The organism is Pseudomonas sp. AL10 (genome assembly GCF_029960685.1).
Classification (GTDB): Bacteria; Pseudomonadota; Gammaproteobacteria; order Pseudomonadales; family Pseudomonadaceae; genus Aquipseudomonas; species Aquipseudomonas lactis.
This window is the reverse complement of sequence record NZ_JASBQZ010000023.1, coordinates 34,806-59,684: the sequence shown is the minus strand read 5'-3', so window position 1 is coordinate 59,684 and position 24,879 is coordinate 34,806. Positions and strand designations below refer to the sequence as shown.

The window sequence follows — 24,879 nt, the reverse complement described above, 5'->3', positions numbered from 1 at the left end:
TGGGCGACCAGCCGGTCAATAACTGAATCTCAGGCATGCAGACTTAATTGACGTATGACACTCATCTATCAGAAAAGAGGTGCTAGCATAGCGCCATCAGTCGACCTCAGCATGCACCCTCACAGTAGTCAGGATATGACCGAGTCAGAAGACCCCAGCCGCGAGCGTCTCAAGCAGCACTTTGCCCAGCGGGTAATTCATCAGGCACGTCAAATTCTTGAGATCTGGCAGCGCCTGCAGCGCAGCGAGTGGTCGAACGCCGACTTTTCCGAACTCAGCGAAGCCAACCTGCGCCTGCAGCGCTTCGCCGAACGCTTCGAACAGCCCGAACACACGCAACTGGCACGGCATATCAGTGAATCCCTGCAAGCAGTGGATGAGAACCGTGGCCGCCTGAGCAGCCAACTGATCACCGAGCTCAACCGTTTGATGCAACGCCTGTCCCGCACCGGCCTGCGCCAGGGCGATCAGCTTGAGCAAACCTTCCTGCCGCCGATGCGCAAGCCGATCTACGTGATGCTCGCCGACCATGACCGCGCCGAGCGCCTGGCCAAGCAGCTCGAATTCTTTGGCATGAGCGCCCACGCTCTGGACAGCGTCGCCGCCTTTCGCGCGGCCATGACCGAGCGATTGCCGTCGGCGATCGTGATGGACGTGGACTTCTGCGGCACGGGGCTGGGCCTGAAGCTCGCCGCAGAAGCCCAAGAAGGCCTGGAGCACAAGCTGCCACTGTTGTTTTTCAGCCTGCACGAAACCGACACCCCGACGCGCCTGGCCGCCGTGCGCGCCGGTGGCGAAGAGTTTCTGACCGGCACCTTGGAAGCCTCAAGCCTGCTGGAAAAGATCGAAGTGCTGACCTGCGCGGCCCAGTACGAACCGTACAAAGTGCTGATCATCGACGATTCGCGGGCCCAGGCGCTGCACACCGAACGCCTGCTCAACAGTGCCGGCATTGTCACCCGCACCTTGATCGAACCGATCCAGGCCATGGCCGAGCTGGCGGATTTCCAGCCCGACCTGATCATCCTCGACATGTACATGCCTGCCTGTACCGGCACCGAACTGGCCAAGGTGATTCGCCATAACGACCGCTACGTCAGCGTGCCCATCATCTACCTGTCGGCTGAAGACGACCTGGATAAGCAGCTGGATGCGATGAGCGAGGGCGGTGACGATTTCCTCACCAAACCGATCAAGCCGCGTCACCTGATCACCACCGTGCGCAACCGTGCGTCGCGTGCACGCAACCTGAAGGCACGGATGGTGCGCGACAGCCTGACCGGGCTTTACAACCACACACATATCCTGCAACTGCTCGAAGATTGCAGCTTCCGCGCCCGCCGCGAGAACAAGCCTCTTAGCTTTGCCATGCTCGATATCGACCACTTCAAGCGTGTCAATGACAGCCACGGCCACCCTATGGGCGACCGGGTGATCAAGAGCCTGGCACTGTTTCTCAAGCAGCGTTTGCGCAAGACCGATTACATCGGCCGCTACGGCGGTGAAGAGTTCGCCATCGTGATGCCCGACACCGACCTGGAATCGGCCTGCAAGGTGCTGGACGACATTCGTCGGCGCTTTGCAGAAATCCACTACCCCGCCCAACCGCAGGATTTGTGGTGCACCTTCAGCGCCGGCCTGGTGGAGCTGTGCGACGGTTCCGACAGCTTAATGATGGCCGCCCAGGCTGACGAAGCGCTGTACCGCGCCAAGGACGCCGGACGCAACCGCGTGCAAGCCGCTCGCACATCAAAGCAAAGTGCCATCTTTTCACCAGAATCCACCGATTCGGTCATAACGCTGTAATACAAACGCAATAAATTCAGGCGCTTATCTCTTGCCGTCGGTTGAAACCCCGCATGCGCCTGAAGCTGCTGACCAATCTCAATACCCTTCTGCTGGTGGCCGTGTGCCTGGCCCTCGGGGCGACGCTGTGGTGGTCGCAACGGGCGCTGGAGCGCCCGTACTTGTTGATGGAGCGCTACCTCGGCTTGTCCCAGATCTTTCAAAACCAGGCTGCTCGTAACATCGAGGACTACTTGGCCAGCGGCGATGCCCTGCGCCTGAGCAGTGCCACCCAGAGCCTGGAAAGCCTGCAGCTGCAACTGGGCGAACTGCCGCCCGAATTGGCGCAAAGCCTGCGGCCCAGCCTCGCGGAGTTGGAGACCTTCAGCAAGACCGACCTGTTGGCCGCCGGTAAATTGGCTGGCGACCCGCAAGCCCTGTTGCTGCAAGCCGAACGAGAACTGGGCGCGAACCTGGAACAACTGACCCAGTACGCCAGCGGCGTCAATTCTGCGGAGGCTGCGCGCTATATGCCGCCATTGCTCGCCGCCTCACAGCACCTGGGCAAGCTGTCTCTGGCCCGCGACAAGCTGGTCAGCAGCAGGCGCGCCGAGTTGGCTGCGGATGTCGAGCGCGAAGTGACCAACCTGAGAACCCAGGCCGACCTGCTCGGGCAACTGCCCTTATTGGGAATAAAGGCCAGCGCAGAATCCAACACCGACGATTTTTCCGCGCTGATGGGCCTGGAAAACACCGAAAAAACCGAAGCCCAGGACACTGGCGTCGACCTCAAGCGCGAACTCAACAGCCTGTTGACCCGCTACCCCGCCGAGTTGCAGCGCACCCGCGAGCAGATCCAGCAACGCGCCGACCTCGCCGCCAGCACCCACCTAAAAATCACCAACGTGCAACACGCCATCGCCGGCCTCGAACCCGTGGTGCGCGCGCAACACGCGAAGATTCAGGGTGAAGTACGCGTGATGCAGGGTGTGATGATTGGCCTGATCCTGCTGATCGCATTGCTGGTCGACACCCTGCAGCGCCGCCTGGCGCGCGTGCTGACCAACCTGGCGCCGGCCTTGTCGACCTGGGCCGAAGGCGACTTCAGCCAACCGATTGACTTAGGCAAGACCAACCGCGAGCTGCACGATATCGAGGCCTCCCTTAACCGCCTGCGCGCCTACCTGGTGGACCTGGTCGGCACCATCCGTGGCAATGCCGAAGAAGTGGCGGGCAGCAGCCGCGCCCTGGCCGAACTGAGCAGCGGCCTGCACGACAGCGCCGAACGCCAGGCCGGCGACACCGCGCAAATCCGTGATTCCCTGGGCGAGCTGGAAGCCACCATCCAGCAAGTTGCCGGGGATGCCAGCCAGGCAGCCGGAGCCAGCCGCAGTGCGGGCCAAGCCGTGGAGCAAGGCCAGCGCGTGATCGGCCTGAGCCTCACCGGGCTGCATGCGCTGGTGGGCGAAGTGCAGCAAAACGCGCAGATGATCGAGAAACTTGCCGAAGAGTCCGCCACCATCGGCGGCGTGCTCACGGTGATTCGCTCGATTGCCGACCAGACCAACCTGCTTGCGCTCAACGCCGCCATCGAAGCCGCCCGCGCCGGTGAGGCAGGGCGTGGTTTCGCCGTGGTGGCCGACGAGGTGCGCTCCCTGGCACAGCGTACCGCCGGCGCCACCGCCGAAATCCAGGGCCTGATCGCCGGCCTGCAAACCGCCGCGCACCAGTCGGTAGAAGGCATGCGCGCCCAGGTCGAACACGCCGAAGCCACCGCCCAGCAAGCCCAGGCGGCGGATGGCGCGCTGGATGAGATCGTCGGGGCGATCCAGACCATCTCGGATACCGCCGTACGCATTGCCGATGTGACCGCGCAACAGAGTGGCGCCGTGAGCGAGATACGCGACAACAGTGAGCGGATTCATCAATTGGGTGAGGATAATTTGCTGCGTATTGGCCAGGGTCGCAGCCAGGGCGAACACCTGCTGGTGCTGGGCGGGCAGCTTACTACCGCCGTGCAAGCCTTCCGCGTCTGACCCGATCCAATGTGGGAGCTGGCTGATCGTTCCCACGCTCCGCGTGGGAATGTCGCCCCAGACGCTCCGCGTCCCGCTTTAAAGCCGTGACGCAGAGCATCACTGGATGCGTGCCCACGCGGAGCGTGGGCACGATCAGCTCCCACACTGACCAAATGCCGGCTCCCAGTCACAAATTTTGCGCAATCCTCGCTAATCGTGCCGGCTACTGCATAGAACTGGACAGTCACAAAGGCTTTGCGGCATAGTCGCCGGGTTCTGACGCACCCACACCAATAACAAGGAACAGCCAATGGCGACCTTACTGGTTCTTCACGGACCCAACCTGAACCTGCTCGGCACCCGTGAACCGGGCGTCTACGGGGCAGTGACCCTCGACCAGATCAACCTCGACCTGGAAAAAAGGGCCCGTGAAGCCGGCCACCATTTGCTCTACCTGCAAAGCAATGCCGAGTATGAATTGATTGATCGCATCCATGCCGCGCGCGGCGAAGGCGTGGACTTTATTCTGATCAATCCCGCCGCTTTTACGCACACAAGCGTTGCATTACGTGACGCGTTGCTGGCGGTGAGCATCCCATTCATCGAAGTGCATTTATCGAACGTGCACAAACGCGAAGCTTTCCGCCATCACTCTTACTTCTCCGACGTAGCGGTAGGAGTGATCTGCGGCCTTGGCGCCAGCGGTTACCGACTGGCCCTGGAGGCCGCCCTGGAACACATTGAAGAACAGGCTAAACGCCCCTGACCGACCCTTGGGAGTTGATGATTCATGGATATCCGTAAAGTTAAGAAACTGATCGAACTGCTGGAAGAATCCGGTATCGACGAGCTGGAAATCAAGGAAGGCGAAGAGTCCGTACGGATCAGCCGTCACAGCAAGACCCCGGCCCAACAGTTCTACGCGCCACAGATGCAAGCACCGGCTCCAGCCGCTGCTGCTCCGGCTGCCGCGCCTGCTGCCGCCGCTGCACCTGCCGCCCCAGCCGCGCCTGCGCTGAATGGCTTCGTGGTCAAGTCGCCAATGGTCGGTACTTTCTACCGCACCCCGGCACCGACCTCGCCAGCCTTCGTTGAAGTGGGCAAGACCGTGAAAGTGGGCGACACCATCTGCATCGTTGAAGCGATGAAAATGATGAACCACATCACCGCGGAAAAAGCCGGCGTCATTGAATCCATCCTGGTAGAAAACGGTCAGCCGGTTGAGTACGACCAGCCGCTGTTCACCATCGTTTGAACCGCGGAGCGCCTTCGATGTTGAAACCTGCGAAGAAACTGCAAAAAGTCCTGATCGCCAACCGCGGCGAGATCGCGCTGCGTATCCTGCGCGCCTGTAAGGAAGAGGGCATCAAGACCGTCGCTGTTTACTCGACGGCCGATACCGAATTGATGCACGTGAAACTGGCGGACGAAAGCATCTGCATCGGCCCGCCACTGGCCACGAACTCGTACCTGAAAGTCTCGAACATCATCGCCGCGGCAGAAGTGACCGGCGCTGATGGCATCCACCCAGGCTACGGCTTCCTCGCGGAAAACGCCGATTTTGCCGAACAAGTGGAAAAATCCGGGTTTGCCTTCATCGGCCCCAAAGCCGAAACCATTCGCCTGATGGGCGACAAGGTCTCGGCCAAGGACGCCATGATCGCGGCCGGCGTGCCAACCGTTCCAGGCTCCGACGGCCCACTGCCTGAAGACGAAGAAACCGCTCTGCGCATTGGTCGCGAAGTCGGCTACCCGGTGATCATCAAGGCCGCCGGTGGCGGTGGTGGTCGCGGCATGCGCGTGGTGCACAAGGAAGAAGACCTGATCGAAGCCGCCAAGCAGACCCGCTCCGAAGCGGGCGCCTGGTTCGGCAACCCGATGGTCTACCTGGAGAAGTACCTGACCAACCCACGTCACGTGGAAGTCCAGGTACTGTCCGACGGCCAGGGCCACGCCATCCACCTGGGCGACCGCGATTGCTCGCTGCAACGTCGTCACCAGAAGGTATTGGAAGAAGCCCCGGCACCGGGCCTGGACGAGAAAGCCCGCCAGGAAGTCCTGGCACGCTGCGTCAAGGCGTGCATCGACATCAACTACCGTGGCGCCGGTACTTTCGAGTTCCTCTACGAGAACGGCCGCTTCTACTTCATCGAGATGAACACTCGCGTGCAGGTAGAGCACCCGGTATCGGAGATGGTCACCGGTATCGACATCGTCAAGGAGATGCTGAGCATCGCCGCTGGCAACGTGCTGTCCTTCACCCAGGACGACGTGAAGATGCACGGCCACTCCCTGGAGTGCCGCATCAACGCCGAAGACCCGAAAACCTTTATCCCAAGCCCTGGCCTGGTCAAGCATTTCCACGCGCCAGGCGGCAACGGCGTACGTGTGGATTCGCACCTGTACAGCGGCTACAAGGTTCCGTCCAACTACGACTCACTGATCGGCAAGCTGATCACCTGGGGCGCGACCCGCGACGAGGCCATGGCCCGTATGCGCAACGCCCTGGACGAAATCGTGGTCGACGGCATCAAGACCAACATCCCGCTGCATCGGGACCTGGTTCGTGATGAAGGCTTCTGCGAAGGTGGTGTGAACATTCACTACCTGGAACACAAGCTGGCCAACCAGTAAGTGCTCCACCCAACAAAACCGCCTTCGGGCGGTTTTGTTGTTTATGGGCCACCGACCCCTGATCGTTCCCACGCTCCGCGTGGGGACGCCTCTTGTGGCGCTCCGCGCCACGCCTTAACAACGGGACGCGGAGCGTCCGAGGCGGCATTCCCGCGCCGAGCGTGGGAACGATCGTCGGCGCAGTCGTCTTCTGGCTTGCTCTCGCGTAAACTTGCGCGCTTTCGCGGCCAGCCCGCCGCACACTCATTTTATTCAAAGGTGCCCGCCATGCCTTGGCTGCAAGTCCGTCTCGCCATCAGCCCAGAACAAGCCGAAACCTACGAAGACGCGTTCCTCGAAGTGGGCGCCGTGTCGGTGACCTTCATGGACGCCGAAGACCAGCCGATCTTCGAACCGGAACTCAATACCACGCCGCTGTGGTCCCACACCCACTTGCTGGCCCTGTTCGAAGACGGCACCGACGCCGCCGCCGTGCTGGCCCATATGGAACTGCTCACCGGCGGCCCGCTGCCCGAGCATCACAGCGAAGTCATCGAAGACCAGGACTGGGAACGCAGCTGGATGGATAACTTCCAGCCCATGCGTTTCGGCCAGCGCCTGTGGATCGTGCCAAGCTGGCACGCCGCTCCAGAGCCAGACGCCGTCAACCTGCTGCTGGACCCGGGCCTGGCGTTCGGCACCGGCACCCACCCGACCACCGCCTTGTGCCTGGAATGGCTGGACGGCCAGGACCTGACCGACAGCAACATTTTGGACTTCGGCTGCGGCTCGGGGATTTTGGCAATCGCCGCCCTGCTGCTGGGCGCCAAGGAGGCCGTGGGCACCGATATCGACGTGCAGGCCCTGGAAGCCTCCCGCGATAACGCCGGGCGCAACAACATTGCCGAAGGCAAGTTCCCACTCTACCTGCCTGAGGACCTGCCCCAGGTTCAGGCCGACGTACTGGTGGCCAATATCCTCGCCGGGCCACTGGTGTCGCTGGCGCCGCAACTGTCGAGCCTGGTCAAGCCGGGCGGGCGCCTGGCGCTGTCGGGCATCCTCGCCGAGCAAGGTGAAGACGTGGCTGCGGCCTACGCCAAGGACTTCGAGCTGGACCCGATCGCCAACCGTGATGGCTGGGTACGCATCAGCGGTCGTCGGCGCTAGAATGAGCGCTTGCCTGAATCGGATGGCCGCATGACCGACAGTTTCGTCACCCAATGCCCACATTGCCAATCGCGTTTTCGCGTCAACCACGCTCAGCTGAGCGTGGCTCGCGGCGTGGTGCGTTGCGGCTCGTGCCTGCAAGTATTCAACGCCGCTCGCCAGTTGCTGGAGCAACGGGCCCAGGCGTCTGCGCCGGAGCCTGAAGTGCCGACCACCGCCGAGCCGGCCACCGAGCCGACTGTCGAAACGCCTCCCGAGCCACCGCGGGCCATCAGCCAGAAGCAGTGGACGGCCGAAGAGCTGGACCTGGATAACTTGGACAAGGAACTGGCCAGGCTGGAACGTCGCGAGATCCAGCACACCCAGGCCGTGGGCGCAGAACGTCGCCAGCCAGGTGCCGACCGTCGGCAAAAGGAAGAGTCCTTCAGCGCCAGCCGCGATACGGTCAAGGCCGAGGAAGAAAAATGGGCGGCCAGCCTGTTCAGTGAGCCACCCGAAGAGCGCACCCAGGCACCTGAAGAAGAGCCCGAGCCGGCCAAGGCTCCTGCGTCCAAACAGCGCACCGAACCGTCCATGTCGGCCCACACCGACGACCTCGATGACGAACCGGCGCTGCACGCCACCGCCGTGGATGACGACCTCGACCCGCCGCTGACCCCCACCCTCGACGAGCCGGAACCCGAAGACCGCGCGTTCGCGCGACGCAAGCGCGCAAGAACGGAGGCCGGCGCACACGACGAGCTGCTCCAGGACCTGGAAGACGACCCTCTGCACCTGTATGCACAGAAGCGCCCGTCAGGCTGGGGCCGCCGCCTGGTCTGGATAGTGCTGGTAGTGCTCGCCGCCGCAGGCCTGGCCGGCCAGTACATCGCCTACCAATTCGACGACCTGGCCCGCCAGGATGCCTACCGCCCGTGGTTCCAGGCGCTGTGCCCGAAACTGGGATGCACCGTGCCATCGCGGGTCGACATTACCCATATCAAGAGCAGCAACCTGGTGGTGCGCAGCCATCCCGAGTTCGCCGGGGCGCTGGTGGTGGATGCCATCCTCTATAACCGCGCGACCTTCTCCCAGCCCTTCCCGCTGCTGGAGCTACGCTTTGCGGACCTGAACGGCGGCCTGATTGCCAGTCGTCGCTTCAAGCCCGCCGAATACCTGAGCGGCGAGTTGGCCGGCGTGAGCGAAATGCCCTCGCAGACGCCGATCCACATCTCCCTGGACATCCTGGACCCCGGCAACAAAGCCGTGAATTACAGCCTGAGCTTCCATTCGCCCGAGTGAAACGGCGTGCCCACCGAGGTTTGACGGCGGATTATTGACTTGGCCGCCGTCGACCAAACCGATGGCGATAAAAAAGTAACTGTTCAGATTTTATCCAATTCAGCCTTTAACCCGTCATCGAGAGCGGGTATCATGCCAACCCTTTTTCGAACTCTAATGATCCGGCCCCACAACAGGGAAGTCCTATGTCGGCGGTACGCATCGGCCCATACACATTGCAAAACGGCTTGATCCTCGCCCCGATGGCGGGTGTCACCGACCAGCCCTTTCGTCAGCTGTGCAAGCGTTTGGGCGCGGGTCTAGTAGTCTCTGAAATGGTTACCAGCGACATGAGTTTGTGGAACACCCGCAAGTCGCGGATGCGCATGATCCACGAAGGTGATCCCGAGCCACGCTCGGTGCAGATCGCCGGTGGCGATGCGCAGATGCTGGCGGATGCAGCCCGGGCCAATGTGGAGCTGGGTGCACAGATCATCGATATCAACATGGGCTGCCCGGCCAAAAAGGTCTGCAACAAGGCCGCCGGTTCCGCACTGTTGAAAGATGAGCAATTGGTCGCCGAGATCCTGCAGGCCGTTGTCGGCGCAGTGGATGTGCCGGTGACCCTGAAGATTCGGACCGGTTGGGACCGGGACAACAAGAATGGCCTGACAGTGGCGAAGATCGCTGAACAGGCAGGTATTGCAGCGCTGGCGGTGCATGGCCGCACCCGTGCCGACCTTTATACCGGTGAAGCCGAGTACGACACCATTGCCGCGATCAAGCAGGCCGTGTCGATGCCGGTCTTTGCCAATGGCGACATCGACAGTGCCGAGAAAGCCCGGCGCGTGCTGCACGCGACCGGTGCCGATGGCTTGTTGATTGGCCGGGCCGCCCAGGGGCGGCCGTGGATTTTTCGTGAAATCGAGCATTTCCTGCGTACCGGTGAAGTCTTGCCGGCACCAGAGTTGGTCGAGGTGGAACGTATTCTGCTAGAGCATCTGGCCGCCCTGCACGCCTTCTATGGGGACGTGATGGGAGTACGCATTGCTCGCAAGCATGTCGGCTGGTATCTCGCCACCTTGCCGGGCGCCAAGGAATTCCGCGCTCAGTTCAATCGTTTGGATGAAACGCAGGCACAGGTCGCCACCGTTCGTGAGTTCTTCGCCGGACGCGACAAGAGCCTGGGAACAGGGGATGGAGAAGGGGTGGCCGCATGACGATGATGACCGAGACTTTAGTGAGTGGAACAACACCCGTGAGCGACAACGTCAATTTGAAACAGCACCTCAACACGCCGAGCGAAGAAGGCCAGACCCTTCGCGGGAGTGTCGAGAAAGCGCTGCACAATTATTTCGCCCACCTTGAGGGCGCTTCCGTCACGGATGTGTACAACCTGGTGCTCTCCGAAGTCGAGGCGCCCTTGCTCGAAAGCGTGATGAACTACGTCAAGGGCAACCAGACCAAAGCCAGTGAGCTGCTGGGCCTCAACCGTGGCACCTTGCGCAAAAAGCTCAAGCAGTACGATTTGCTGTAAGCATTCAATCAAACCAGAAAGGCGCCCGCGTAAAACCGGTCGCCTTTTTTGCTGACTTCCTTTGCTTTTGATGGAAATTGAGATGACCGACCAGACCACCCGCCTGCCGATCCGCCGCGCCTTGATCAGTGTTTCCGACAAGACCGGGATCCTCGAATTTGCCCGGGAGCTGGAAGCCCTGGGTGTGGAAATCCTCTCCACGGGCGGGACCTTCAAACTGCTGCAGGACAACGGCGTGGCCGCAGTAGAAGTCGCGGACTACACCGGTTTCGCAGAAATGATGGACGGTCGCGTCAAGACCCTGCACCCGAAAATCCACGGCGGCATCCTCGGCCGTCGCGGTATCGACGACGCCATCATGACCGAGCACGGTATCAAGCCGATCGACCTGGTGGCCGTTAACCTGTACCCGTTCGAAGCCACCATCAACAAGCCAGGTTGCGACCTGCCGACCGCCATCGAAAACATCGATATCGGCGGCCCAACCATGGTGCGCTCGGCAGCCAAGAACCATAAGGACGTGGCCATCGTGGTCAATGCCAGCGACTACGCCAGCGTCCTGGAAAACCTCAAGGCCGGTGGCCTGACCTACGCCCAGCGCTTTGACCTGATGCTCAAGGCGTTCGAACACACCGCCGCCTACGACGGCATGATCGCCAACTACATGGGCACCGTGAACCAGGCGGCGCCAACCTTGAGCACCGAAGGCCGCAGCCAGTTCCCACGCACCTTCAACAGCCAGTTCATCAAGGCCCAGGAAATGCGCTACGGCGAGAACCCGCACCAGAGCGCGGCGTTCTACGTGGAAGCCAAGCCGGCCGAAGTGGGCATCGCCACCGCTACTCAACTGCAGGGCAAGGAACTCTCCTACAACAACGTGGCCGATACCGACGCTGCGCTGGAATGTGTGAAGAGCTTCGTCAAGCCGGCCTGCGTGATCGTCAAGCACGCCAACCCGTGCGGCGTGGCCGTCAGCCCGGACGCTGAAGGCGGTATCCGCCAGGCGTACGAACTGGCCTACGCCACCGACACTGAATCAGCATTCGGCGGCATCATCGCCTTCAACCGCGAGCTGGATGCCGAGACCGCCAAGGCCATCGTCGAGCGTCAGTTCGTCGAAGTGATCATCGCCCCAAGCGTCAGCGAAGAAGCCCGCGCCATCGTCGCTGCTAAAGCCAACGTGCGCCTGCTGGCCTGTGGCGAGTGGTCGGCAGACCGCGCCGCCGCCTGGGACTATAAGCGCGTCAATGGCGGCCTGCTGGTACAGAGCCGCGACATCGGCATGATCGGCAGCGACGACTTGAAAGTCGTGACCAAGCGCGCGCCGACCGAGCAAGAGATCAACGACCTGATCTTCGCCTGGAAAGTGGCCAAGTACGTCAAGTCCAACGCCATCGTCTACGCCAAGAACCGCCAGACCATCGGTGTCGGCGCTGGCCAGATGAGCCGTGTGAACTCGGCACGTATCGCCGCGATCAAGGCAGAACACGCCGGTTTGCAGGTGGTGGGTTCGGTGATGGCATCCGATGCGTTCTTCCCGTTCCGTGACGGCCTGGACAACGCCGCGAAAGCAGGCGTGACCGCCGTGATCCAACCGGGCGGCTCGATGCGTGATGCAGAAGTCATCGCCGCCGCTGATGAAGCGGGCATTGCGATGGTCTTCACCGGCATGCGCCACTTCCGCCACTGATTGATCGTTCCCACGCTCCGCGTGGGAACGCAGCCAGGGACGCTCCGCGTCCCTCGGACGCAGAGCGTCCGTAGAGGCATTCCCACGCAGAGCGTGGGAACGATCATCCTAACGAGGTTTTTGAAATGAATGTTTTGATCATTGGCAGCGGTGGCCGTGAACACGCCCTGGCCTGGAAAGTAGCCCAGGACCCACGCGTGCAGAAAGTCTTCGTGGCCCCCGGCAACGCCGGTACCGCCATCGAAGCCAAGTGCGAAAACGTCGCCATCGACGTGCTGGCCCTGGAGCAATTGGCAGATTTTGCCGAGAAGAATGTTTCCCTGACCATCGTCGGCCCGGAAGTGCCGCTGGTGGCTGGCGTCGTCGATCTGTTCCGCAGCCGTGGCCTGGATTGCTTCGGCCCTACCGCTGGCGCCGCCCAGCTGGAAGGTTCGAAAGCCTTCACCAAGGACTTCCTGGCTCGCCACAAGATCCCGACGGCCGATTACCAGAACTTCACCGAGATCGAGCCGGCCCTGGCTTACCTGCGTGAAAAAGGCGCACCAATCGTGATCAAGGCCGATGGCCTGGCTGCCGGTAAAGGCGTGATTGTCGCCATGACCCCGCAGGAAGCCGAAGACGCCGTGCGCGACATGCTCGCCGGCAATGCTTTTGGTGACGCCGGTTCGCGCGTGGTCATCGAGGAATTCCTCGACGGCGAAGAAGCCAGCTTTATCGTGATGGTCGACGGCAAGAACGTATTGCCGATGGCCACCAGCCAGGACCACAAGCGCGTCGGCAACGGCGACAGCGGCCCGAACACCGGCGGCATGGGTGCCTACTCCCCGGCGCCGGTGGTGACCGCCGACGTGCACCAGCGCGTCATGGACCTGGTGATCTGGCCAACCGTGCGTGGCATGGCCGATGAAGGCAACGTGTACACCGGTTTCCTCTACGCCGGCCTGATGATCGACAAAGCCGGTAACCCCAAAGTCATCGAGTTCAACTGCCGTTTCGGCGATCCGGAAACCCAACCGGTGATGCTGCGTCTGCAATCGAGCCTGGTGCTGCTGGTAGAAGCCGCCCTCGCCCAGGCCCTGGACAAGGTCGAAGCACAATGGGACCCACGCCCGAGCGTTGGCATCGTACTGGCGGCCGGTGGCTACCCTGCCGACTACGCCAAGGGCGATGCGATCGAAGGCCTCGACGCTGCCGCTGCGCTGGAAGGCAAGGTGTTCCATGCGGGCACCGCGCTCAAGGACGGCAAAGTTGTAACCGCCGGTGGCCGCGTATTGTGCGCCACCGCGATGGGTGCCAGTGTCGATGCCGCGCAACAACAGGCGTACAAACTGGCGGCGAAAATCGACTGGAAGGGCTGCTTCTACCGCACCGACATTGGCTACCGTGCCATTGCCCGCGAACGCGGCGAGAACAACTGAGCAGCTACACTTGCAGTAGCTATCCGTTCGGTTAGGTAAGGGCCTTTGGCCCTTGCCGTACCCTGTCGCCCCGCGCATAGTTAACCCGTGCATCCAACTACCGAAGGGATTTCGCCGTGCGCTGGCTCAGGATCGCCATAGGTTTCACAATCAGTCTGCTGACTTTGCTCTGCTTGCTACCGGCCCAGGCCGCCGCGCAAGGCAGTGGCTGGGCGGTATTGCTTGATGAACAGGCCGACCTGCAACTGAGCGACATCCGTTCCGCCCGCTATACCAATCAATTCAGCCCCATCGAACTGAACCGCATCACTGCCGCGCAGCCGGACGGTGCGTTGTGGGTGCGTTTCAGGTTGCAGCCCGGCAAGCACGAACAAGTGCTGCGGGTGTTCGCCCCGGACCTGTCCAGCCTCAGCCTGTACGTGCTGGACGGCGACACCCTGGTGGAGCAACAAATCACCGGCACTCGCCAACCCCAGGCTGAGCGCCCGCTGCCCAGCAGTGACTTCATGTTACCGATGCCCCAGAGCCAACAGCCTCTGGAGGTGTACCTGCGGCTGGTCTCGGAACACGAACTGCGCCCTTACATCACCCTGGAGCCTGCAGTGCTGGCCGCGGCCAACCAGAACCAGACGCTGATCTACGGCCTGCTGTTCGGCGTGCTGTCGATGCTGATCCTGCACAACCTCACGCGCTTCGCCTACCACCGCTCGCGCAGTAGCCTGTGGCTGGCCGCGTGCGAGTTCCTGTTGATGCTTAGCCTGGCGCTGCTACTCAACCTGGTGGGGCCGTGGCTGCCGAACTGGCACGCGATCCAGACCCCTGGCGCCTATCTGGCCCTGTTGCTGACCGCACCCTGCGGGCTGATGTTTGCCTACCGCTTCTTCATGCCCCTGGGCCCGCACCCGCTGAACAAAGTGCTGATGGCCGACATCCTGCTGATCGTCCTGTGCGGCCTGCTGCTGTTGTTCGTCAACACCTTGCCGTTGAACATCATCACCTATGCCCTGGTCGCGCTGGCAGGCCTGAGCATGCTGTTTGTCTCGGCCTATCACTGGCAAAAAGGCTATCGCCCGGCGCGCCTGTTCGTGGCGGCCATGGTGGTGTTCAACATCGGCACGCTGATCATCCTGCCCGCCCTGCTCGGCCTCACCCTGGTGGCGCCACAAGGCCTGATCGTCACCCTGCTGAGCTTTATCTGCCTCAGCGGCCTACTGATGAGCCTGGCCCTCGGCGAGCGCCAGCGCGCCATTGTCGAAACCCGCTTCAGCCTCAGCCGCGACCTGGCGGCCAGCAACGCCGAAATCGCCGCCAAGGCCGAGTTCCTGGCGAAGATCAGCCACGAAATCCGCACCCCCATGAACGGCGTGCTGGGCATGACCGAGTTACTGCTGGGCACTCCCCTGTCGGTGAAGCAACGCGACTATGTGCAGACCATCCACAGCGCCGGTAACGAGTTGCTCACCCTGATCAACGAGATTCTCGACATTTCCAAGCTCGAATCCGGCCAGATCGAACTCGATGATGTGCAGTTCGATCTCAATGCATTGATCGACGACTGCATGAGTATCTTCCGCGCCAAGGCCGAGCAACAGAATGTCGAGCTGATCAGCTTCATCCAGCCCCAGGTGCCACGGGTGATCAGCGGTGACCCGACGCGACTGCGCCAGGCTTTACTGAGCCTTCTGGAAAACGCCCTGCACAAAACCGATGAAGGCGAAGTGCTGATCGTTGTCGCCCTGGATGAGCGCAGCACCAAGCCGCGCCTGCGCATTGCCGTGCAAGACAGTGGCGTACCCATGGAAGCTGCCGAACGCGACGCCCTGCTGCACAGCGAACTGCACAGCAAGAACTTCCTGTCGGCGACGCGCTTGAGCGGCCACCTGGGCCTGGTCATCGCCCGCCAGTTGATCCTGTTGATGAACGGCGAGTTCGGCGTCAAGAGCGGCAGTCACCAGGGCAGCACCCTGTGGCTGACCCTGCCACTGGACCCGGAACGCCTGGAGCACCCGACCAGCGACCTCGACGGCCCGCTCAAGGACGCCCGTGTGCTGGTGGTGGACGACAACGACACCTGCCGCAAAGTGCTGGTGCAGCAATGCACGGCTTGGGGCCTGAACGTCAGCGCCGCGCCTTCGGGCAAGGAGGCCCTGGCGCTACTGCGTACCAAGGCGCACCTGCGTGATTACTTTGACGTGGTGCTGCTGGACCAGAACATGCCCGGCATGACCGGCATGCAACTGGCGGCGAAGATCAAGGAAGACCCGAGCCTTAACCACGACATCCTGCTGATCATGCTCACCGGCATCAGTAACGCACCGAGCAAGATCATTGCGCGCAACTGCGGGATCAAGCGCATCCTCGCCAAACCGGTGGCGGGCTATACCCTCAAGACCACCCTGGCCGATGAACTGACCCAGCGCAGCAAAGGTGCCCTCGTGGCACGCCCGGCCCCCAGCGCACCGGCCGCCATCACCGTGCCCAGCGATTTCCGCATCCTGGTGGCCGAAGACAACAGCATTTCCACCAAAGTGATTCGCGGCATGCTCGGCAAGCTCAACCTCAACCCAGACACCGCCAGCAACGGCGAAGAAGCGTTGCAAGCGATGAAAGCCCAGCGCTATGACCTGGTCTTGATGGACTGCGAGATGCCGATCCTCGATGGTTTCTCGGCCACGCAGCAACTGCGGGCGTGGGAAGTGAGCCACCAACGCGTGCGTACGCCGGTGGTGGCGCTCACGGCGCACATTCTCTCGGAACACAAAGAACGCGCACGCCAGGCGGGCATGGACGGGCATATGGCCAAGCCAGTGGAGCTGTCGCAGCTGCGCGAGCTGGTGGACTACTGGGTGGCGCAGCGCCAACAGCGCCCGGAACACGCCCCATCCTGAACCTGAAATACCATCCCCTGTGGGAGCTGGCTTGCCTGCGATCCAGTCAACTCGGTGATTCAGGCACACCGAGTCGATGCCTTCGCAGGCAAGCCAGCTCCCACATTTGATCTCTGTCAGATAGACTCCTCCCCACTTCCCCCGCCCGCGAGCCACCCCCATGCTCCATGTGTTATTCAGCGTGTACCTGAAGATGCTGGTGCTCTACAGCCCGTTCTTTGTGCTGTCCTGCTTTATCAGCCTGACCCGTGGCTATTCCAGCAAGGAGCGTCGGCGCCTGGCGTGGAAAGTCGCACTGGCCACTCTGGTATCGAGCGTGCTGCTCTACCTGTTTGGCCGGGTGATTTTCAGTGTGTTCGGCATTACCGTCGACGCGTTCCGTATCGGCGCCGGCAGCGTGTTGTTTATCTCCGCCCTGGGCATGGCCCAAGGCAAGTCGGCGGTGCAGACCGACAATGTGCAGCAGGACGTGACCATCGTGCCGCTGACCATCCCCCTCACCGTCGGCCCCGGCACCATCGGCGCCTTGCTGGTGATGGGGGTCAGCCAACCGCACTGGGATGACAAGCTCACCGCCATCCTCAGTATTGCCCTGGCCAGCCTGACGGTGGGCGTGGTGCTGTACCTGTCCAACCGTATCGAACGCATTCTCGGCGACCAGGGCTTGCAGATTGTCAGCCGGTTGATGGGCCTGTTCGTCTGCGCCCTGGCCGCACAAATCATTTTTACCGGGGTACGCGGCTACCTGGTGCCCTAGATCCGGTATTTGGCGATCGCCATTTCGACTTTGTCACCGGCGCTTTCGCGCATCAGTTGGATGGTTTTCTCGTTGACCATCGAGGTATTGAGCACCAGGCAAGTCTGCCCGCTGAAGGCCTCGAACGAGGAGCTGTCCCACTCCAGGAACGGCAGGCCCACCTGTTTATCCACACCATGGGTGCTGTAGGTCACCAGCACCATGATCAACTCGCCGTCTGTTTCAGCGCAGGAGGCCAGGCCGAAATCGCCGCCCTCACGCACCGCGCAATTGCGCTTGAACAGCTCGAAAGACGCTGGCTGACGCTTCAATGCGTCCAGCGCATCGGCGGCCAGTTTTGGCAAGGCGCTGAGCAACGGCCCGGACAGCGCGGTCGACGTCAGCATCGAGGCGATGATATTCAGCGCCGCCAGTTGCACCGTCAGGCCCTTGCCCGCACGCGAGACCCGCTCAAAGCGACTGCGCAGCGGCAGCCACCCCAGGCTGACCATGACCTTGATAAATTCCTCGTACCACGCCTCGCTGCCCCGCTGGACCTTCAGCACATCGCTCACATAACTGCTGGCCAGCAGATAGCTTTTGCGCACGTATTCCCGGTTCAACGCCGACAAGCCTTCGGCAAACGAAATCACGCCGTTGTTCACCACGGCCGCATTGCAATCATCCTCGCTATCCAACACTGCCGTGGCCTGCCTGGCAGGTGCGCCCGGTAACTTGTAGGCGGCAATCAACTTGCGCCTTTTTTTGCTGTTGATCCTTCTGTGACGTCGCTCCATTTTCTGTTCTCCACAAACACCCCACATGGGGCTTGCTTCCACACTAGTCCAGGGAGCAGCGGGGTTTCCATGCGACAAACATCCCTTGGCCTGCCCCGCCCAAAACCAGCGCCCAGCAATAACAAGGTGCGAGCGGCAGGCTTCTGGTTTTCATCGCAGAAAAAAGAAAAAGCCCCGAACAACACCAGAGCAATCCCTGGGTTATTCGGAGCTTTCCGGCAGCCAACGGGGCTGTTTTCAGGAGCTGGGTTTGTCGCCATACCAACGTGGCGTGTACACCCACTCGCCGCCACCGGCGCGAGGGAACACACAGGTGGTGGATGAACCGATCAGCACCATGGTGCGCATGTCCACCTGCTCGGGGGTCAGTTGCCCCAAGGTGGTGACGCGCAGCGTCTGGCCTGGGCGGCCGATGTCACGGCCCAGCACCACTGGCGTCTGTGGCGTGCGATGCAGCGCGACGATCTCCAGGGCGCGCCCCAGTTGCCAAGGCCGCGACCGCGAGATCGGGTTGTAGAACGCCAAGGCCAGGTCGGCCTGGGAAGCCAGGTCCAGGCGTTTTTCGATGATCGACCAGGGCTTGAGGTTATCCGACAGCGACATCACACAGAAGTCATGCCCCAGCGGCGCGCCCGCCTGGGCAGCGGTGGCCAGCGAAGCGGAAACCCCCGGCAGGATTTCCAGGTCGACCTGATGCCAGGCCGGCTCACTGGACTCGTGCAGCGCTTCGATCACTGCCGCAGCCATGGCGAATACGCCAGGGTCGCCGGACGACACCACCACCACCGAGCGGCCCTGCGCGGCCAACTCGAAAGCATGGCGAGCGCGCTGCATTTCTTCGCGGTTGTCAGTGCAGTGTTGCACTTGATCGTCCCGGAACGGCCCGGCCATGCGCACGTAGGTTTCATACCCCAGCACATCGGTGCAACGCGCCAGTTCCGCCTTCACCGCCGGCACCATCAGTTCAGCGGCGCCGGGGCCCAGGCCGATCACCGCCAGACGCCCGCGCGGGCGCCCCACCTGTGACAGGTCCAAGGGCTGCTCGGCCACGGTAATGCTGATATCCGCAACGGGTGTCAGCGCAGCAAAACGCAGCGGTACGCCCAAGGCCGACGCAGCTTCATGCAACGACGCGTCAGCCATCTGCAAGTCGCTGGCCAGCAGGCAGGCCAGGGATTGCACGGCCACACCCGCCTCCTGCAGCGCCGTGCGCACACGCTCGGCCAACTGCGCACCCGGCCGGCAGGTGACGTAGACATTCTGCGGGTAAATCAGCAATTCGTTGGCTGCCGGTGTGCGTTCGGCACTGCCTACATGAATCGCCAGGCGCGCTTGTTGATCCTGAGGCAGGTTAGCGTCCTCCAGCCATGGCGCCGTGCCTTCGATACGCACGCTTTCGCCAGCCAGAAGGTCGGAGACAAAGCGTTTGCCCAACTCGATATCGGCCAATTGATAGCCCGCCGGCGGGTTGAGCAGGCAGGTGCCAAAACGCAACTCGCCGCTGGTAGTGATGGCGGCGGACACACCGAGTGCCGCTGCAATGTCGCGCGCCATCAGGTTCACGCCACCCAGGCCACCGAGCAACGGCACCACGGCGCTGCCGTCTTCGGCCACCGCCAGCACGGCGGGTTCCTCGCCCTTTTCCAACAGCAACGGCGCCAGGGTGCGGATAACAATACCCGCGGCGCACAGGGCAATCAGTGGCGTGCCCTGCTGATAGAGCTGACGCAAGGTCGCGCCGAATTCGCTGTAGGTGCGGTCTGCACCTTCAACCCGTGTGGCCAGGCCATGGATCAACGCGCCGGGATAAACCTGCTGGAGCTTGCGCGCAGTCGCCAGGCTGCCCTGGCCCAGAATCACAATCGCCGGGGTCATCAACCTTGCCACCGTTCACCGGGCACGATGATCAGTGAGAAATACGGCGAAGACATCGGCTCCACCTGGTCCAGCGGCACGATCTTCTGGTTGGCCATGGTCGCACGCTCCACATACAACGCCCGCTCGGCCAGGCCCAACTCTTCCAACACTTGGCGCACCTTCGGGAAGTTGCGCCCCAGCTTCATGATCACGGCGGCATCGGCATCCGCCAGGCGGCGCTTGAGGTCCTCATGGGGCAATACGCCGGAGAGCACCGACAAGCTCTGGTTGCGATACACCAACGGCGCACCGAGTACCGAGGCGCCACCGAGCATCGAACACACGCCTGGAATCACCTCGGCGTCGTAGCGCTCGGCCAGGCGGTCATGCAGGTACATGTAGGAGCCGTAGAAGAACGGGTCCCCTTCGCAGATCACCGCCACGTCGCGGCCTGCGTCCAGGTGCGCGGCCACGTCGAGGCTGGCGTTGTCGTAGAAGTCGCTGATCACCTGCTCGTAGGACAGCGGCGCGGGCAGCACTTCGGTGGTCACCGGGTACACCAGCGGCATCAGGGTCTGTTGCGGCACTAGGTGGTCCTCGATGATGCCGAAGGCGTTGCCCTTCTTGCCCTTGGCCACGAAGTACGCCACCACCGGCGATTCACGCAGCAGGCGCAGGGCTTTGAGGGTAATCAGTTCGGGGTCACCGGGGCCGACGCCCAGGCCGATCAAACGTCCGCGCACCTGCATTATTCGACCTCCGTGGCCAGGGCATTGACGGCGGCGGCAGCCATGGCGCTGCCGCCCAGGCGGCCTTGCATGATCACGAACGGCACCCCACGGCTGTCAGCGGCGAGCATCGCCTTGGATTCGGCGGCGCCGACAAAGCCCACCGGGAAACCCAGGATCAACGCCGGTTTCGGCGCGCCGGCATCGAGCATTTCCAACAGATAGAACAACGCGGTCGGCGCATTGCCGATCACCACCACACTGCCTTCCAAATGCGGGCGCCACAGTTCCAGTGCAGCGGCAGAGCGGGTATTGCCCAACTCGCGCGCCAGCTCCGGCACGCTGTCGTCACGTAGGGTACAGATCACCTGGTTATTGGCCGGCAGGCGTGCGCGGGTCACGCCTTCGGACACCATCCGCGCATCGCACAGAATCGGCGCGCCAGCGGCCAATGCGTCGCGCCCGGCCTTGCCCGCTCCTTCGGAGAATTGCAGGCCGTCGATGGCCTCAACCATGCCGCACGCATGAATCACCCGCACCGCGAGTTTTTCCAAATCAGCCGGGATGCGGTCCAACTTGGCTTCCGCGCGAATAATGGCGAAGGAGTTGCGATAGATCTCCTGACCGTCGCGGATGTAATCAATCATCGGTGTTGCTCCGTGGACGAGCGCGCAACAGGGCGCCCGCCGCTTCAATGGAAAGAGTGCGCGCGTGCAGCCGGCCAAAACCAGGCTGGGCTGCCTCGCGAAAATAGAGGTCGTAGTGGCCGGGGCTCACCGCCAGCAAGGTGACGGGCGCGGTGTGCGCGGCAGCGCAGGAGCGCGGGCAGCCGGACAGATGCACCTCAACGCTCGATTGCAGAGCGGCCAGTTGCACGGCGTCGGCCTTGGTGTCGGCCAGGCCTTTTGCGCAGCCGCTGGAGCCGGTGCAGGCAATCATGCGCGCCAGCGGGTGGCCGAGGGAGCAGATAAAGCCCAGTTGCGCCAGGCGCTCGGTCACGGCGTGAGGCTTTTCGACGTTGGGCACCAGCACGCCTTGCCAAGGGGTGAAGCGCAAGGAGCCGTCCCCATAGTCACTGGCCAGTTGTGCGGCGCCCTTGAGCATCGTTGGGTCCAGGCGGCCCAAGGGCGCGAGGGCGGCAACGTAGAACTGATTCTTTTGCACTTGTGGATAAGTGCCCACCTGCAGCGACGCGTCGCTGGGCGGGCGTGTGAAGCCGTCGACGGGCAGCAACGGCACCCGCAAATGGCTCAGCACGTTATCCACAGGCAAATGGCGCATGCGCGTTTGCTCTGGGGTGGCGAGGTCCAGAAACGCTTGGAGCACGGCCACCACCAACCCATGCCCCTGATGCAATGGCACGGCCGCCACGGGCGCATCCAGGCCCGGACAACCCGCCAGGCCGAACGCGAGCAGGGTTTCGCCATGGCGTACGAATGCCGACAACCACAGGTCGTGGTGATGCTCGAGCATCGCCAGGTCTTCGCCGCCGTCGAGTTGCACCGCGAACTTGGCCGACAGTTGATGGAAACTCGGATGGTTCTCCAGGGTGGCGAGAATCTGCGCGGCCAGCGGGCGGGTGTCGAACAGCATCTGCGGGTCGATGCCGGCGCTGGGGCTGAGCATCAGGTTGCGCACATCGTCACCGCCTGCGTTGCTGGGGCCCAGGCCCGCCGCCAGCAGCCGGGCGATCAACGCTTTCTGCTCGGCGCCGATGCCGCGAATCTGCAGGTTGGCGCGGTTGGTCGCCTCGATCACCCCGCCCGCATACGCTTGGGCCGCCTCTGCCACGGCGTGGGCCTGGGCGGCAGTGATCGCGCCGCCCGCCAATTTGACCCGGCAAATGCCGCCGTCCAACGCCTGGACAATACGCAGCAACCCCGGACAAGCCGAGGGGCGCAAGGTATTCACAGCAGGCGTTGAGTTCACGGGGCTACCGGTTGACGGGTAAAGGCGCGGTATTATGCCTGCTTTGTCCGGCGGCATGAAAAGCCTGCCCGTCGGATGTCGTTCAAGGAATTGATATGTCGCCCTGGCTGACGGTTGTAGGCATCGGTGAAGACGGCTTCAAAGGCCTGGGCAGGAATGCCCGGCATGCCCTGTTGCGCGCCACGCGGATTATAGGTGCTCAGCGCCAGTTGGACCTGCTGCCGCTGTGTATTGGTGGCGAGCGCCAACTGTGGCCGAGCCCGTTTTCCATGGAGCCGGTGTTGTCGCGCCGAGGTACGCCGGTGTGCGTGTTGGCCAGTGGCGACCCGATGTTCTATGGCGTCGGCGCCAGCCTGGCCCGGCAAGTGGCGGCTGAGGAGTTGACGATTTTGCCCGCGCCCTCGTCGGTATCCCTGGCGGCGGCGCGCTTGGGCTGGCCGTTGCAGGAGGTGGTGACATTGTCGGTAGTGGCGCGGCCATTGGCGGCAATCAACGCGCATTTGGCCAGTGGCGTGCGCTTGTTGGTATTGAGCAATGACGGCAGCAGTCCCGCCTTGATTGCTGCGTTGTTAACCGAGCGCAGTTTTGGCCCCAGCCGCATCAGTGTGTTTGAACACCTGGGCGGCCCGGCTGAACGGCGTATCGACGGGCACGCGCAAGCGTGGGAGCACATTACGGTTGCCGATTTGAACCTGGTCGCCATCGACTGCCTGGCGGATGCGAACGCACCGCGTCTGTCGCGTCTTGCCGGCTTGCCGGACTCAGCCTTCAAACACGATGGCCAACTGACCAAGCGCGATGTGCGCGCCATGACCCTCGCCCGCCTCGCGCCCATGCCGGGCGAACTGTTATGGGACGTGGGCGCGGGCAGTGGCTCCATCGGTATTGAATGGATGCGCACCCATCCCAGCTGTCGTGCCTTGGCGATTGAAGCCGACACCGGCCGCCAAGGCCTGATCGAACACAACCGCGACGCCCTCGGGGTGCCCGGTCTGCAACTGATTCGCGGCAAGGCGCCGGAGGCGTTAAGCGGCCTGGAAACACCAGACGCCATCTTCATCGGCGGCGGCGTCACCCGCGACGGCGTGCTCGATACCTGCTGGCAACACCTGCGCCCCGGTGGCCGCCTGGTTGCCAATGCCGTGACCCTGCAAAGCGAAATGACCTTGATGAACTGGCGTGCCGAGCATGGCGGCGAACTGACCCGCATCCATGTGGCCCAGGCGCAGCCCTTGGGCGAGTTCGATACCTGGCGCCAGGCGCTGCCGATCACGTTGCTGGAAGTGATCAAGCCGCTATGAAAAGAATTCTGCTGCTGGGCGGCGTCACGGAAGCGCTGGCCATCGCCCGCACCTTGGGGCCTGAACACGTCTACAGCCTGGCCGGCGTGGGCCGCGTACCCACCGACCTCACCTGCCAGGTGCGGGTCGGCGGCTACGGCGGTAGTGAAGGCCTGGCGCAGTTTGTACGTGCCGAACGCATCAGCCTGATCCTTGATGCTACGCACCCGTATGCGGCGCAGATCAGCCGCAACGCGGCCGAGGCTGCAAGGGCATGCGGCGTACCTTGCTGGGCATTGCGACGCCCGGCCTGGCAGCCGCAGCCGGGGGATGACTGGCGAGAGGTCGCCGACTGGGCCGAACTGGTCGAAGCGCTCAAACCCTTCAAGCGCCCGCTGTTCACCTTGGGTCGCGAACCCTTGCAGCACCTCGACGAAATCCCCGCCAACCAGTTCTGGACCTTGCGCGCACTGGATGTGTATCCGGGCAATGAGCGCTGTGAAGTGATCGGCGCACGCGGGCCGTTCCTCATCGAGGACGAGCGGGCGTTATTCGAAAAACGGCGAATTGATGTGCTGATCAGCAAGAACAGCGGCAGCACCGCCACCGAGCCGAAGCTGGAAGTGGCGCGTGAGCGTGGGGTGCAGGTGTTGGTGTTGAAGCGGCCGATGTTGGCTGCCGTAGATCGAGAGTTCACAGCAGTGCCGGCGTTGCTACAAGCAATCACTCTTTTCTAAACACCACCTATCCAATGTGGGAGCGGGCTTGCTCGCGAAGGCAGTGTGTCGGCCAAAACATCCAGCGACTGACACACCGCTTTCGCGAGCAAGCCCGCACACACTTTGGAATTGCGTTATCAAATGACGGTAGTAGATCAGCCAGCCAAGGCGCTAGCTCAATCAACTGCGCAACCATTGGCTGGAAAAAGCCCTATACCTGACTTGATCGTTCCCACGCTCCGCGTGGGAATGCATCCTGTGACGCTCCGCGTCACGGCTTTAAAAGCGGACGCAGAGCGTCCAACGCGGCATTCCCACGCAGAGCGTGGGAACGATCAGCCCGCCTGGTGCGTTGCGTCCCTTCTGCAAAATTGGCAAGCGGCCGTTCTCGTCTATCCTCAAACCCACCACTGCGACACCAAACCACACCCGCCCTTTTTACTTATCCCCCCCGATC

General features: G+C 62.6%; 20 protein-coding genes. 15 read left to right on the top strand and 5 right to left on the bottom strand.

Translation table 11 applies throughout. The features are described 5' to 3' along the window. The first annotated feature begins 135 nt into the window (after positions 1-135). The 13 genes from QK296_RS19625 (at position 136) to QK296_RS19565 (ending at position 17,133) form a co-directional block, all read left to right on the top strand. Positions 136-1,806 (top strand): PleD family two-component system response regulator, encoded by a 1,671-nt coding sequence (locus QK296_RS19625; protein ID WP_057709638.1) that lies wholly within the window; start codon positions 136-138, stop codon positions 1,804-1,806. A 53-nt stretch (positions 1,807-1,859) separates the two neighbouring features. Next, positions 1,860-3,821: a methyl-accepting chemotaxis protein gene (locus QK296_RS19620; protein ID WP_282391206.1), complete on the top strand. Its 1,962-nt coding sequence runs from the start codon at positions 1,860-1,862 to the stop codon at positions 3,819-3,821. 292 nt (positions 3,822-4,113) lie between these two features. Continuing rightward, positions 4,114-4,569 carry a type II 3-dehydroquinate dehydratase gene (gene aroQ, locus QK296_RS19615; RefSeq protein ID WP_003188192.1) on the top strand — a complete coding sequence of 152 codons (456 nt, stop codon included), beginning with the start codon at positions 4,114-4,116 and terminating at the stop codon, positions 4,567-4,569. 24 nt (positions 4,570-4,593) lie between these two features. Beyond that, positions 4,594-5,058 (top strand): acetyl-CoA carboxylase biotin carboxyl carrier protein, encoded by a 465-nt coding sequence (gene accB / locus QK296_RS19610; protein WP_003188191.1) that lies wholly within the window; start codon positions 4,594-4,596, stop codon positions 5,056-5,058. Between the two features lie 17 nt (positions 5,059-5,075). Then, complete coding sequence (gene accC, locus QK296_RS19605; RefSeq protein WP_003188188.1) at positions 5,076-6,437, top strand: acetyl-CoA carboxylase biotin carboxylase subunit; 1,362 nt, start codon at positions 5,076-5,078, stop codon at positions 6,435-6,437. A 267-nt stretch (positions 6,438-6,704) separates the two neighbouring features. Next, positions 6,705-7,583 carry a 50S ribosomal protein L11 methyltransferase gene (gene prmA, locus QK296_RS19600; protein WP_003188187.1) on the top strand — a complete coding sequence of 293 codons (879 nt, stop codon included), beginning with the start codon at positions 6,705-6,707 and terminating at the stop codon, positions 7,581-7,583. A gap of 30 nt (positions 7,584-7,613) precedes the next feature. After that, positions 7,614-8,864: a DUF3426 domain-containing protein gene (locus tag QK296_RS19595; RefSeq protein WP_057709634.1), complete on the top strand. Its 1,251-nt coding sequence runs from the start codon at positions 7,614-7,616 to the stop codon at positions 8,862-8,864. Between the two features lie 185 nt (positions 8,865-9,049). Beyond that, on the top strand, positions 9,050-10,063 hold the full coding sequence (gene dusB / locus QK296_RS19590; protein WP_003188182.1) for a tRNA dihydrouridine synthase DusB: 1,014 nt from the start codon (positions 9,050-9,052) through the stop codon (positions 10,061-10,063). Further along, positions 10,060-10,380: a DNA-binding transcriptional regulator Fis gene (gene fis, locus QK296_RS19585; protein WP_002555375.1), complete on the top strand. Its 321-nt coding sequence runs from the start codon at positions 10,060-10,062 to the stop codon at positions 10,378-10,380. Before dusB ends, fis begins: the two co-directional genes overlap by 4 nt. A gap of 82 nt (positions 10,381-10,462) precedes the next feature. Further along, complete coding sequence (purH, locus tag QK296_RS19580; RefSeq protein WP_003188169.1) at positions 10,463-12,070, top strand: bifunctional phosphoribosylaminoimidazolecarboxamide formyltransferase/IMP cyclohydrolase; 1,608 nt, start codon at positions 10,463-10,465, stop codon at positions 12,068-12,070. Positions 12,071-12,195: 125 nt separating this feature from the next. Next, entirely contained in the window at positions 12,196-13,488 is a 1,293-nt protein-coding gene (purD, locus tag QK296_RS19575) for a phosphoribosylamine--glycine ligase (RefSeq protein WP_282391205.1), read from the top strand. Between the two features lie 116 nt (positions 13,489-13,604). After that, positions 13,605-16,376 (top strand): hybrid sensor histidine kinase/response regulator, encoded by a 2,772-nt coding sequence (locus tag QK296_RS19570; protein WP_003188166.1) that lies wholly within the window; start codon positions 13,605-13,607, stop codon positions 16,374-16,376. A 160-nt stretch (positions 16,377-16,536) separates the two neighbouring features. Then, positions 16,537-17,133, top strand: coding sequence for a MarC family protein (locus QK296_RS19565; RefSeq protein ID WP_003171467.1), 597 nt, complete (start codon positions 16,537-16,539; stop codon positions 17,131-17,133). On the opposite strand, the gene QK296_RS19560 is transcribed toward QK296_RS19565, so the two are convergent. From QK296_RS19560 to cobG, 5 genes are all read right to left on the bottom strand, one after another. Then, entirely contained in the window at positions 17,130-17,909 is a 780-nt protein-coding gene (locus QK296_RS19560; protein ID WP_034134791.1) for a hypothetical protein, read from the bottom strand. The two genes, QK296_RS19565 and QK296_RS19560, sit on opposite strands and share 4 nt — an antisense overlap. A gap of 237 nt (positions 17,910-18,146) precedes the next feature. Beyond that, positions 18,147-19,784: a precorrin-3B C(17)-methyltransferase gene (gene cobJ / locus QK296_RS19555; protein ID WP_282391204.1), complete on the bottom strand. Its 1,638-nt coding sequence runs from the start codon at positions 19,782-19,784 to the stop codon at positions 18,147-18,149. Beyond that, complete coding sequence (locus QK296_RS19550; protein ID WP_032893769.1) at positions 19,784-20,515, bottom strand: precorrin-2 C(20)-methyltransferase; 732 nt, start codon at positions 20,513-20,515, stop codon at positions 19,784-19,786. Before QK296_RS19550 ends, cobJ begins: the two co-directional genes overlap by 1 nt. After that, complete coding sequence (locus QK296_RS19545; RefSeq protein ID WP_003188162.1) at positions 20,515-21,141, bottom strand: precorrin-8X methylmutase; 627 nt, start codon at positions 21,139-21,141, stop codon at positions 20,515-20,517. The genes QK296_RS19550 and QK296_RS19545 overlap by 1 nt, the downstream gene beginning before the upstream one ends. Beyond that, positions 21,134-22,480, bottom strand: coding sequence for a precorrin-3B synthase (gene cobG, locus QK296_RS19540; RefSeq protein ID WP_094774986.1), 1,347 nt, complete (start codon positions 22,478-22,480; stop codon positions 21,134-21,136). The genes QK296_RS19545 and cobG overlap by 8 nt, the downstream gene beginning before the upstream one ends. 38 nt (positions 22,481-22,518) lie before the next feature. Between cobG and cbiE the strand changes: the two genes are divergently transcribed. Both cbiE and QK296_RS19530 read left to right on the top strand, forming a co-directional pair. Continuing rightward, entirely contained in the window at positions 22,519-23,724 is a 1,206-nt protein-coding gene (cbiE, locus tag QK296_RS19535; protein ID WP_282391203.1) for a precorrin-6y C5,15-methyltransferase (decarboxylating) subunit CbiE, read from the top strand. Next, the gene (locus QK296_RS19530) at positions 23,721-24,440 is read left to right on the top strand and encodes a cobalt-precorrin-6A reductase (protein WP_034134786.1); all 720 of its coding nucleotides are present in this window, start codon (positions 23,721-23,723) and stop codon (positions 24,438-24,440) included. Before cbiE ends, QK296_RS19530 begins: the two co-directional genes overlap by 4 nt. Positions 24,441-24,879: the final 439 nt, after the last annotated feature.

Excerpts from the sequence above, each read along its gene's own strand:
- QK296_RS19625 (WP_057709638.1), top strand. The coding sequence starts at position 136 with ATGACCGAGTCAGAAGACCCCAGCCGCGAGCGTCTCAAGCAGCACTTT.
- QK296_RS19620 (WP_282391206.1), top strand. The coding sequence starts at position 1,860 with ATGCGCCTGAAGCTGCTGACCAATCTCAATACCCTTCTGCTGGTGGCC.
- aroQ (WP_003188192.1), top strand. The coding sequence starts at position 4,114 with ATGGCGACCTTACTGGTTCTTCACGGACCCAACCTGAACCTGCTCGGC.
- accB (WP_003188191.1), top strand. The coding sequence starts at position 4,594 with ATGGATATCCGTAAAGTTAAGAAACTGATCGAACTGCTGGAAGAATCC.
- accC (WP_003188188.1), top strand. The coding sequence starts at position 5,076 with ATGTTGAAACCTGCGAAGAAACTGCAAAAAGTCCTGATCGCCAACCGC.
- prmA (WP_003188187.1), top strand. The coding sequence starts at position 6,705 with ATGCCTTGGCTGCAAGTCCGTCTCGCCATCAGCCCAGAACAAGCCGAA.
- QK296_RS19595 (WP_057709634.1), top strand. The coding sequence starts at position 7,614 with ATGACCGACAGTTTCGTCACCCAATGCCCACATTGCCAATCGCGTTTT.
- dusB (WP_003188182.1), top strand. The coding sequence starts at position 9,050 with ATGTCGGCGGTACGCATCGGCCCATACACATTGCAAAACGGCTTGATC.
- fis (WP_002555375.1), top strand. The coding sequence starts at position 10,060 with ATGACGATGATGACCGAGACTTTAGTGAGTGGAACAACACCCGTGAGC.
- purH (WP_003188169.1), top strand. The coding sequence starts at position 10,463 with ATGACCGACCAGACCACCCGCCTGCCGATCCGCCGCGCCTTGATCAGT.
- purD (WP_282391205.1), top strand. The coding sequence starts at position 12,196 with ATGAATGTTTTGATCATTGGCAGCGGTGGCCGTGAACACGCCCTGGCC.
- QK296_RS19565 (WP_003171467.1), top strand. The coding sequence starts at position 16,537 with ATGCTCCATGTGTTATTCAGCGTGTACCTGAAGATGCTGGTGCTCTAC.
- QK296_RS19560 (WP_034134791.1), bottom strand. The coding sequence starts at position 17,909 with ATGGAGCGACGTCACAGAAGGATCAACAGCAAAAAAAGGCGCAAGTTG.
- cobJ (WP_282391204.1), bottom strand. The coding sequence starts at position 19,784 with ATGACCCCGGCGATTGTGATTCTGGGCCAGGGCAGCCTGGCGACTGCG.
- QK296_RS19550 (WP_032893769.1), bottom strand. The coding sequence starts at position 20,515 with ATGCAGGTGCGCGGACGTTTGATCGGCCTGGGCGTCGGCCCCGGTGAC.
- QK296_RS19545 (WP_003188162.1), bottom strand. The coding sequence starts at position 21,141 with ATGATTGATTACATCCGCGACGGTCAGGAGATCTATCGCAACTCCTTC.
- cobG (WP_094774986.1), bottom strand. The coding sequence starts at position 22,480 with ATGCCGCCGGACAAAGCAGGCATAATACCGCGCCTTTACCCGTCAACC.
- cbiE (WP_282391203.1), top strand. The coding sequence starts at position 22,519 with ATGTCGCCCTGGCTGACGGTTGTAGGCATCGGTGAAGACGGCTTCAAA.
- QK296_RS19530 (WP_034134786.1), top strand. The coding sequence starts at position 23,721 with ATGAAAAGAATTCTGCTGCTGGGCGGCGTCACGGAAGCGCTGGCCATC.